We start from the raw sequence: 8,177 nt of genomic DNA on the forward strand, positions 1-8,177 counted from the left end.
CATCCAGGAGAAGAGTGAAAGGTTGGCCATGCTGATGTCCTCGGCGGGAACAGCCCGCGTCGTGTCTTGCCGGATATAGAGCAATGGCCGTGCCAACTTTTGCGAAACCATCGCATGCTATTGATTTTGAAGTGATTTCAATAGAAGAAGGCCATCCTGCCCAGCGGACACCGGCGAAAAGATATATATTTCCCGCGCATCTTTTATAGGAATGGATATGGCGCGTCGGCAGGTGGTATTCGGCATGCTGGGCACCCAGCTCGACGCAGGCGAGGGTCCGGGCCGCTGGCAGAAGTGGCGCCCGACCGTTTCGCTGGGCATGCATGAGGATTTCCTGCCCGACCGCATCGAGCTGCTGCTGGATGAGCGCCGCTACAGCAAGCTGGCGCGCGTGGTCTGCGAGGACCTGGCGCAGGCCGCGCCGGGCATCAGCGTGCAGCGTCACGACACCTACCTGGCCGATCCATGGGAATTCGAGGGGGTCTACGCCTCCCTGCACGACTTTCTCGCGCGCTACCCGTTCCAGCCGGAGGAGGAGGACTACTACGTCCACATCACCACCGGCACGCACGTGGCGCAGATCTGCTGGTTCCTGTTGACCGAGAGCCGTCATTTCCCCGGACGACTGCTGCAGACCTCGCCACCGCGCAAGCAGGACGGTGCCGCCGGCACGTACGCGATCATCGACCTGGACCTGTCGCGCTACGACCACATCGCCCAGCGCTTCGCCCAGCAGCAGCTGCTGGATCGCGACCTGCTGAAGGGCGGCATCGCCACCCGCAACGCCGCCTTCAACCGGATGATCGAGCAGATCGAGACGGTGGCCACCCGCTCACGTGCGCCGATGCTGCTGATGGGACCAACCGGCGCCGGCAAGAGCCAGTTGGCCAAGCGCGTGTTCGAGCTGAAGAAGCTCAAGCACCAGCTGCCCGGTCGCTTCGTCGAAGTGAACTGCGCCACGCTGCGCGGCGACGGTGCGATGAGCACCCTGTTCGGTCACACCAAAGGCGCCTATACCGGCGCTTCCAGCGACCGTGCCGGCCTGCTGCGCTCAGCGCACCAAGGGCTGCTGTTCCTGGACGAGATCGGCGAACTCGGCCAGGACGAACAGGCGATGCTGCTGCGGGCGCTGGAAGAGAAGCGCTTCCTGCCGGTCGGCAGTGACCGCGAAGTGGAGAGCGATTTCCAGCTGATCGCCGGCACCAACCGCGATCTGCAGCAGTCGGTGCTGGAAGGCCGCTTCCGCGAAGACCTGCTGGCGCGCCTCAACCTGTGGACGTACCACCTGCCCGGGCTGGCGCAGCGCATGGAAGACATCGAGCCGAACATCGAGTTCGAGCTGGAGCGCTGGTCGCTGGACCAGCATGCGCGGGTGCGCTTCAACACCGAGGCGCGCACGCGCTATCTCGCATTCGCCACCAGCCCGGAAGCGGCGTGGCGTGGCAACTTCCGCGACCTGGGCGCGTCGATCATGCGCCTGGCCACGTTGGCCAGCGCCGGGCGCATCCAGATCGAGGGCGTGGAGGACGARATCGCGCGCCTGCGGGCACAGTGGCGCGGCGGCGATGCGCCGTCTCCGCTGGATGCGCTGCTGGGCGAGGCCGTGGACGCGCTGGACCGTTTCGACCGCGTGCAGCTGGAAGAAGTGGTGCGGGTCTGTGCACGCTCGAAGTCGCTGTCCGCCGCCGGGCGCGAGCTGTTTGCGGTCTCGCGCACCCAGCGCGCCAGCACCAACGATGCCGACCGCCTGCGCAAGTACCTGGCGAAGTTCGGGCTGGACTGGGAGCAGGTGCGGGGGCCGGCCCGGTAGCGCGACGGCCCGGCTTGCGCGTGCACCGGTCACGGCGCATGCTCCGGCTGCGACCCCCTACCTGAACGGAGATTTCCCATGCAGGACCGCCCCCGCTCGACTTCCAGAACCGGCCTGATCATCGTGCTGGCCTGTGTCGCTGCCGTCGTCCTGCTCGTGGGTGGCTACCAGTTCGGCAAATCACTGGCCAAGGCCGACAACGCTCAGCAGGCTGCGGCCGCCCAGCCAGCACGCTGACCCCGCTCCGGTAGTGCCGGCCGCTGGCCGGCAGCCGCCGCTATTCCGGCACCTGGAGCAGCCGGCCCGCTCCACCCGAAACCACAGCTTCAGGCGATCTGCACCACGCGCGCGTTCTGGCACAGCGGGTAGCTGCCGACGAACTCGGCGATCGCCTCACGCATCGCCTCGAACGACTGGCCGTACATGTACAGCGCGGTCTCGCTCGGGCCCTGCCACCAGCTGCAGATCTCGCCCAGGCCATCGATGCGCTCGGACAGCTGTTCGAATACGTGGTTCGAATCGCACTGCTCGTACACCTCGTCAGGCAGGGTCAGGCCATCCAGGTAGATGCCCAGGCCTTCGGTCACGCCGAAGCTGCGGTCGGCCTCGCCTGCGCCCTGCACCTGCGACCCCTTCGGTGCCCCCAGCTGCTCCAGCAGGTCGACCAGCTTCGGCACGCCCGCGGCATCGACCAGTGCCACTTCGATATCGCCGTACTCGACTTCGCCCTCGTCGGACATCGCAGTACCGCCTCCGGTGATCCCGCCCAGCTCGGCCGCCTGCAACAGCGCGTCCAGCGGATCCTCGAACAGCTCATGGCGATGCTCGGGCTGCAGCCTGGCGTTCAACTTCACGGTGACATGCAGCGTGGGTTCGGTCATGAGGGCGTTCCTGGGAGGTGTGCCCGCTATTGTAGAGCCGCGCCATGCCCGGCTGCTTTGCGGCGTCGACGCCTCGTCCCTTCAGGCGATATGCAGGCGATAATGCGCGGCGCAAGGACACCATTCCAACAGGGGGAATACATGAAGTCGATCATTACGCTGGCACTGCTGCTGTTGCTCACCGGCTGTGGCATCCGCACCGAAGTGGTGCGCGTGAACGTGCCGGACATCCGGGTGAACCCGGAGCAGGGCCCGGTGGTGGTGGTGGCCCCGGTGCGTGACAACCGCCCCCAGTACTTCCCGCAGGTGCAATCGGCGGCGCGTGCGAAGAACATCGGTGGTGTCATCCGTGCCGGCAATGGCGTGCTGGTGGAGCTCGAAACGTCCACAGCGCCGGACAAGGCACGCGAGATCATGATCCAAGCGCTGCGCAACATGGGTTATCGGACTGCCGACAACTGCGAAGCATCGTGCACGCACCTGGAAACCACGCTGACCGATTTTTCGGTAAGTGCTCCGGTGAATGTTTGGCGCGCCGCGACGTACACCCAGCGGATGCTTGCAGACATCGCGGTACAGGTGACGGCACGCAAGGATGGCCAGACGCGCACCTTCACGACTACCGGCCATGGCGCAAACATCTTCCAGGTCGCCTCGCGGGAGAACTGGGAGATCGCCCTGGAACGCGCGGTGAAGAGCTTCAGCAGCAGCCTGCAGCAGTCCATGTCCGAACAGGACACGGCCGCGCAACCGCAGGCGCAGGACTGATCGCCGCCCGGGTCAGCGCAGGAACGTGATCACTTTGCGCTTGAGCAGTTCCACCAGCACCGGATCCATGTACTCGTAGTCATCGGGAATATCCAGGCAGATCACCCGCTTGCCGTTCAACCATGCCTTGTAGCGGCTGGAAAGCCGGTTGCGGTGCGCCCGCTCCATCACGAACACCAGGTCGGTCCATTGCAGCAGCTCGGGGCTGAGCACTTCCTCGGCGTCGGCGAGCAGCCCGGCCGAGGCGGTTTCGACGCCCGGCCAATCGGCGAACACCTGCTCGGCCGTCGGGCTGCGCAGGCGGTTCTGGCTGCAGAGGAAGAGCACGTTGCGGGTCATGAGCACTCGCCTTTGTAGAGCCGAGCCCGTGCTCGGCTGCTTTCCATCGCGTCGGGGTCAGAGCCCTCCTACGGGAGGGATCCGACCCCGGCGGTGATCAGATCACCGTCAGGTTGGCATACGCCATCACCAGCCACTTGCTGCCGGCGTCGGCGAACTCGATCTGCACGCGTGCGTGGGCACCGTTGCCTTCGTAGTCGGTCACCATGCCTTCGCCGAACTTGGGATGATTGACCAGCGCACCCAGCTTGATCGGCGGCGTTTCGATGGCGGCGTGTCCCATCACCCGGCTTGCGCCCATCGACGCCGGCCGCGAGACCTGCACCTTCGGCCGCACTTCGTGCAGCAGCTCGCGCGGGATCTCGCGCAGGAAACGCGAAGGAAGGCTGTAGCTGTCCTGGCCGTGGATGCGCCGCGATTCGGCGTAGCTGAGCACCAGCTTCTGCCGCGCGCGGGTGATGCCGACGTAGGCCAGCCGACGCTCTTCCTCCAGCCGCCCGCTTTCCTCCAGCGACCGTGCACTGGGGAACAGCCCCTCTTCCACGCCGGCCAGGAACACCAGCGGGAATTCCAGGCCCTTGGCCGAGTGCAGCGTCATCAGCTGCACGCCTTCCTCGCCGGCCTGCGCCTGGCCCTCACCGGCCTCCAGCGCCGCGTAGGCCAGGAACGCGACCAGCTCGTCCATGTCCTCGCCTACTTCCTCGATGTCGTCGGCACGGCGCACGAAGCGCGAGGCCACCGACACCAGTTCGTCGAGGTTGTCGGTGCGCGATTCCGAATCCAGCGCGTTGCGGCTTTCCTTGCTCCAGTGCTCGCGCAGCTGCGAGCGCACCAGCACATGGTCCACGCGCTCGGCCAGGGTCATCTGCAGGGTCTGCGCCTGCAGTTCGTTGACCAGCACCAGGAAGCCGGCCAGCGCATTGCGGGCTCGTGCCGCCAGTGCGCTGCCCTGGGTCACCAGCATGGTGGCTTCCCACAGCGAGATGCCCTGGGCGCGCGCTTCGCGGCGCACTTCGTCCAGCGTGCGGTCACCGATGCCACGCGTGGGCGTATTCACTGCGCGCTCGAATGCAGCGTCGTCGTTGCGGTTGGACAGCAGCCGCAGGTAGGCCAGCGCRTSCTTSAYTTCGGCGCGCTCGAAGAAGCGCAKGCCGCCRTACACGCGGTACGGCACCTGTTCGCTCAGCAGCGCTTCTTCCAGCGCGCGCGACTGCGCGTTGCTGCGGTAGAGCACGGCCACTTCGGTGTAGCTGCCGCCGTCGCGCACCCACTGCCGTGCGCGCTCGACGATGTAGCGCGCCTCGTCCATCTCGTTGTACGCCGCGTACAGGTCGATCGGCTCGCCGTCACCACTGTCGGTCCACAGCTGCTTGCCGATGCGGTCCGGGTTGTGCGCGATCACCGCGTTGGCGGCACTGAGGATGTTGGCGGTGGAACGGTAGTTCTGCTCCAGGCGGATGGTCTGCGCGCCCGGGAAATCGCGCAGGAAGCCCTGCACGTTCTCGACCTTGGCACCGCGCCAGCCGTAGATGGCCTGGTCGTCATCACCGACCACGAACACGTGGCCCTCGTGCCCGGCCAGTACCCGTACGAAGGCGTACTGGATGGCGTTGGTATCCTGGAATTCGTCCACCAGGATCTCGCGGAACCGCGCGCGGTAATGCGACAGCAACGGCGGATTGTCGCGCAGCAGTTCGTGCGCGCGCAGCAGCAGCTCGGCGAAATCGACCAGGCCGGCACGGTCACACCGCGCCTGGTACTCGGCGTAGGCCTGGCGCATGGTTTCCAGCCACGCATCGTTCGGCTCGGGCTGGATGTGCTGCGGGCGGCGGCCCTCATCCTTCTGCGCGTTGATCCACCAGGCAATCTGCTTGGGCGGGTACTTGCCGTCATCCAGCTCCAGCRCCTGCACCACGCGCTTGACCAGGCGCAGCTGGTCGTCCGAATCCATCACCTGGAAGCCTTCAGGCAGCTTGGCATCCTGCCAGTGCAGGCGCAGCAGGCGGTTGGCCAGGCCGTGGAAGGTGCCGATCCACATGCCGCGGCTGCCATGCGGCAGCTGCGCGTCGATGCGATGGCGCATCTCGCCGGCGGCCTTGTTGGTGAAGGTCACCGCGAAAATGCCGTGGGTCGGCACGCCTTCGACTTCATGCAGCCAGGCAATGCGGTGGGTGAGTACGCGCGTCTTGCCCGACCCGGCACCGGCCAGCACCAGGTGGTGACCGAGGGGAGCGGAGACGGCTTCGCGCTGGGCCGGGTTCAGGCCATCAAGCAAGTGGGAGACATCCATGCCTCCATTTTACGGCATCGACGTCGCAGCTCCTGCGACCACCTGCGTGGCAAGTGCCTGCGCCTGCTGACGCAGTTCAGGCACCGCCAGGCTTTCCCACAGGCTGCCGATGCGCAGGCTGCCGAGTACCCCCAGGCGCGCCTGTGGCTGGCCACCCGCTGCACACAGCCGGTCGCCCGGCACGCTGCTGTCCAGGCCCAGCCCATGCGGCCCGGAGCGGGCCAGGCCATCGGCCTGCAGTTGCTGCAGCAAGGGATTGCGCAGTGCCGAGGCGCGGGTCTCCACACCGGTGGCATTGACCACCGCAGCGATCGTCCACTGCAGGTTGCCGCCGCCCGCCTCGCGGCCCGACAGCCGCAGGGCATCACCGTCGCGCCACACGCGCTGCAGGCGGGCGCGGTGAACGCGCAGCTGGCCGCTGGCCTGCAGCGCCTGCAACTGCTCAGCCACCGGTTCAGCAATGCGATGGCGGTGCACGTCCCAGTAGCGCACCACGTGGCGCAGGAAGCGGCGCTGGTCGGCGGCGTCCATGCTCTGCCACAGCGCTTGGCCGTGCGGGCGGATGCGATCCATCACGCCCTGCCAGGGCATGCCGTCGACCTGTGCCTTGCGCGCGTGCTGGCGCAGCGCGTGCAGGCGCTGGCGCAGGCTCATCGTCAGCAGCTCCTGCGGGTCGAACGCCGGCAGACCGCCGTGGGCGTGCGGCAATGGCAGCAGCCCGTGGCGCGAGATCACGTGCAGCGGCCCGCTATGGCCGCCGGCCACCAACGCCAGCACGGTGTCGGCCATGCTCAGCCCGGAGCCGACGATGGCCAGGGCATGGTCACTGGCCAGCGTGCGTACGCCGTCGTAATCCCAGGCTTCGACCACGTCATCGGCAGATAGCGCGTCGACGCCGTCCACCGGCAACGGCCGCATGCTGTTGCCGGTGGCGATCACCACCTGCCCTGCATGCAATGTTTGGCCGTCGCCCAGCTGCAGCTGGTAACCGTGGTCATCCGGATGCAACGCCAACACCGGCTGGGCCACGATCTGCAATCGCGCCGCACTGGCCGCTTCGGCCTCGCGCAGGCGCTGCTGCAGGTAGGCAGCGAAGTAGTGGCGACACACATAGCGTTCGCCCAGCACTTCGCGCGCCTCGCCCGGGTACGCGTTGGCGACCTGCAGGAAATCGAGGAAGTCGCCGGGCTGGTCGGCAAAGGCGCTCATCTTCGCCGCCGGCACGTTCAGCAGGTGCTCCGGCCACGGCGTGGCATAGGCAATGCCCTGTGCCAGCTGCGAGGCCGGCTCGAAGATGGCCAGCGCCAGCGGCGCTCGGGCCTGGCGCAACACCTGGATCGCCACCAGCACCCCGGCCGCACCACCGCCGATGATCGCCAGGTCCAGTTCGCCACTACGCGGTGAATCAGTCATGCGCCGATTGTAGGCCATCGGCCCTGCCCGGCTGGCGCTGGCCTACATCAAGGCATCGGCCAGGCGCGCGATGCCCTCGCGGCTGCGCAGCCACGCAGGACGCTTGCGCCACTGCTCCAGGTCCAGCAGGCGCGACTGGCGCAGGTAGTCGTCCTCGATGGCGCACAACTGCGTGACCAGTTGTCGGTCGTAGCAGATCAGGCCGATTTCGGCATTCAGCGCGAACGAGCGGATATCCATGTTGATCGACCCGAGCACGGCAATGTCCTCGTCCACGCTCATGTGCTTGGCATGCAGGAACTGCGGCTCATACAGCGCGATCTGCACCCCGCAGCGCAGCAGCTCATCGTAGTAGGCCTCCTGCGCCCACGAGGTCAGCCGCTGGTTGTTGCTGGCCGACAGGATCAGCTGCACCTGCACGCCGGACAGCGCGGCGATGCGCAGTGCACTCAGCGTTGCTTCGTCGGGCACGAAGTAGGGCGTGACCATCACCAGCCGGCGCCGGGCAAGATGGATCAGCGCGGCCACCGCATCGCGCGCGTTGCTGTACGGGTAGGCCGGGCCACTGGGCAGCAGCTGGGTGGCGATGTCCTCGCTGCACACCGGCACGTCGGCGATGACCTCCAGGCGCTGCCCGGTTTCGATGTACCAGTCGCTGGCGAACACCGCTTCAAGG

At 67.0% G+C, this 8,177-nt stretch carries 8 protein-coding genes; 3 read left to right on the plus strand and 5 right to left on the minus strand.

Translation table 11 applies throughout. From position 1 onward, the window contains the following. The first annotated feature begins 217 nt into the window (after positions 1-217). Positions 218-1,810 (plus strand): RNA repair transcriptional activator RtcR, encoded by a 1,593-nt coding sequence (gene rtcR / locus AC1VAN_RS05250; RefSeq protein ID WP_025878051.1) that lies wholly within the window; start codon positions 218-220, stop codon positions 1,808-1,810. A 78-nt stretch (positions 1,811-1,888) separates the two neighbouring features. Then, on the plus strand, positions 1,889-2,047 hold the full coding sequence (locus AC1VAN_RS05255; protein WP_442251881.1) for a hypothetical protein: 159 nt from the start codon (positions 1,889-1,891) through the stop codon (positions 2,045-2,047). An 89-nt stretch (positions 2,048-2,136) separates the two neighbouring features. On the opposite strand, the gene AC1VAN_RS05260 is transcribed toward AC1VAN_RS05255, so the two are convergent. After that, complete coding sequence (locus AC1VAN_RS05260; RefSeq protein WP_033832536.1) at positions 2,137-2,691, minus strand: hypothetical protein; 555 nt, start codon at positions 2,689-2,691, stop codon at positions 2,137-2,139. A 141-nt stretch (positions 2,692-2,832) separates the two neighbouring features. Here AC1VAN_RS05260 and AC1VAN_RS05265 point away from each other — a divergent pair, with 141 nt between their 5' ends. Continuing rightward, on the plus strand, positions 2,833-3,459 hold the full coding sequence (locus AC1VAN_RS05265; RefSeq protein ID WP_478013577.1) for a YajG family lipoprotein: 627 nt from the start codon (positions 2,833-2,835) through the stop codon (positions 3,457-3,459). A gap of 12 nt (positions 3,460-3,471) precedes the next feature. Here AC1VAN_RS05265 and AC1VAN_RS05270 read toward each other — a convergent pair whose 3' ends face one another. The 4 genes from AC1VAN_RS05270 to AC1VAN_RS05285 form a co-directional block, all read right to left on the minus strand. Continuing rightward, positions 3,472-3,798, minus strand: coding sequence for a low molecular weight protein tyrosine phosphatase family protein (locus AC1VAN_RS05270; RefSeq protein WP_442251883.1), 327 nt, complete (start codon positions 3,796-3,798; stop codon positions 3,472-3,474). 97 nt (positions 3,799-3,895) lie between these two features. Then, on the minus strand, positions 3,896-6,088 hold the full coding sequence (uvrD, locus tag AC1VAN_RS05275; RefSeq protein ID WP_480985398.1) for a DNA helicase II: 2,193 nt from the start codon (positions 6,086-6,088) through the stop codon (positions 3,896-3,898). 9 nt (positions 6,089-6,097) lie between these two features. Then, a complete protein-coding gene (locus AC1VAN_RS05280; RefSeq protein WP_478013576.1) occupies positions 6,098-7,519 on the minus strand; it encodes an FAD/NAD(P)-binding protein in 1,422 nt (473 codons plus the stop codon). Between the two features lie 24 nt (positions 7,520-7,543). Continuing rightward, positions 7,544-8,177 (minus strand): phospholipase D-like domain-containing protein (locus tag AC1VAN_RS05285; RefSeq protein ID WP_480985399.1); only part of this gene is annotated, 634 nt, incomplete at its 5' end.

Source organism: Stenotrophomonas sp. 05L44_2, assembly GCF_056665995.1.